At 63.0% G+C, this 1,603-nt stretch carries 2 protein-coding genes and 1 pseudogene; all 3 read left to right on the plus strand.

Annotated features, from left to right (window positions below; all coding sequences use genetic code 11):
- A pseudogene (locus tag IVB32_RS23020) lies at nt 1-331 on the plus strand (P-type conjugative transfer protein TrbL); the annotation flags it as partial.
- Between the two features lie 47 nt (nt 332-378).
- Nucleotides 379-1,059: a conjugal transfer protein TrbF gene (gene trbF / locus IVB32_RS23025; protein ID WP_247411530.1), complete on the plus strand. Its 681-nt coding sequence runs from the start codon at nt 379-381 to the stop codon at nt 1,057-1,059.
- A gap of 1 nt (nt 1,060) precedes the next feature.
- On the plus strand, nt 1,061-1,603 hold a 543-nt coding region (locus IVB32_RS23030), incomplete at its 3' end, for a TrbG/VirB9 family P-type conjugative transfer protein (RefSeq protein WP_247411533.1).

Genomic DNA, 1,603 nt, shown 5'->3' on the forward strand with positions numbered 1-1,603 from the left:
GATTGCTGGCGCGGCACGTGGAGGCAGCGCGATTGCAAATGGTACGATGAGCGTGTCGCGGGCGGGGAGCATGTCCGGCGCAGAAGCAAGTGCGTCAGGTGCGGCTAGTCCTTTACGTTCGGTCGCCACTGGTCTTGGCGGAGCGCCGAACCATGCCGGTCGTGAAGAGGGGGACTCTTCCGCCGCTGGGTCCGACGCGCCCCCTTGGGTTCGTCGGATGAAGCGAGCGCAGACGATCAGCCATGGCGCATCAGCGGCTACCCAGGCGATCCGTTCCGGCGATCACGGCGTGGGCGGCGGATCTGTCGACCTCTCGCAACAAGACCGCTGACGCTTCACATCGACCATTTCCATTCCTGAGCATCTTGAGGTCAAACAATGTTCAAACGATCGGCCGTTCACTATGGCCGCATGCCGGAGCCTGTCACTCCGTATCAACGCGCCGCCCAGGTCTGGGATGATCGCATTGGGTCTGCGCGCGTCCAGGCCAAAAACTGGCGCCTGATGGCGTTTGGCTCCCTCTTCTTGTCCGGCTGTTTTGCCGCCGCTCTGGTCTGGCAATCCGCACACGGGACGATCACGCCGTGGGTGGTTGAGGTCGACCAATTGGGGGAAGCCAAGACTGTCGCTCCGGCAAATGCCAGCTACCAACCGACCGACCCCCAAGTCGCTTTTCACCTGGCGCGATTCGTCGAGCATGTGCGTGGTCTGCCGATGGACGCCATCGTGCTCCGCGAAAACTGGCTGCGCGCCTACGATTTCACGACGGATCGCGGTGCCGCGGCGCTCAACGATTATGCCCGCAACAACGAACCATTCGCCAAGCTCGGCAAAACGCAAGTCGCGATCGAAGTGTCTAGCGTCATCCGGGCCTCCCCTGAGAGCTTTCGCCTGGCCTGGATCGAGCGGCGCTATGAGAACGGTCAGCTTGCCGCAACGGAGCGGTGGAGCGCGATCGTCACCATCGTCGTGGAAATGCCTCGCGATCTGGATCGCCTACGCAAAAATCCCCTCGGCATCTACGTCAACGCGATCAACTGGTCAAAGGAGCTCGGCTAACATGCCATCAGGTCTCGTTATTGTGTCACGAAAAGCGCGGCCGTGCTTGCCTCTGGCTCTTCTGGTCTGTGTCTCGACGCTCGGCGGCTGCACGACCTTCAGGCCGCCGCAAATCAGCTACGACAACGAGCTCCCGCCGGCAACGGACTTGCCGGCGCTTGCCGATGATCGCCCGCGACCGCTGCATGTGCCGCCGGCCTGGAAGGCTGCACGAGGCGGCAACAGCGCGGAGCCCAAGGAGCCTGTCGAGCGCATCGAAACCGCAAATGACGCTGCACGCGTGCAGCCTCGCAAAGCCGGCTACTACAATGCGGTGCAAGTGTTTTCCTATAGTCCGGGCGCGCTCTACCAGATCTATGCCGCGCCGGGGCAAATTACGGACATTGCCCTCGAGCCCGGTGAGCAGCTGATCGGCTCAGGACCGGTCGCCGCAGGCGATACCGTCCGCTGGGTGGTCGGCGACACCGAGAGTGGCAGCGGCGACACCCGCCGCGTTCACATCATGGTCAAGCCCACCCGTCCCTCGATCGAGACCAACCTCGTC

The organism is Bradyrhizobium sp. 23 (assembly GCF_023073295.1).
Lineage (GTDB): Bacteria > Pseudomonadota > Alphaproteobacteria > Rhizobiales > Xanthobacteraceae > Bradyrhizobium > Bradyrhizobium canariense_D.

Excerpts from the sequence above, each read along its gene's own strand:
- trbF (WP_247411530.1), top strand. The coding sequence starts at position 379 with ATGTTCAAACGATCGGCCGTTCACTATGGCCGCATGCCGGAGCCTGTC.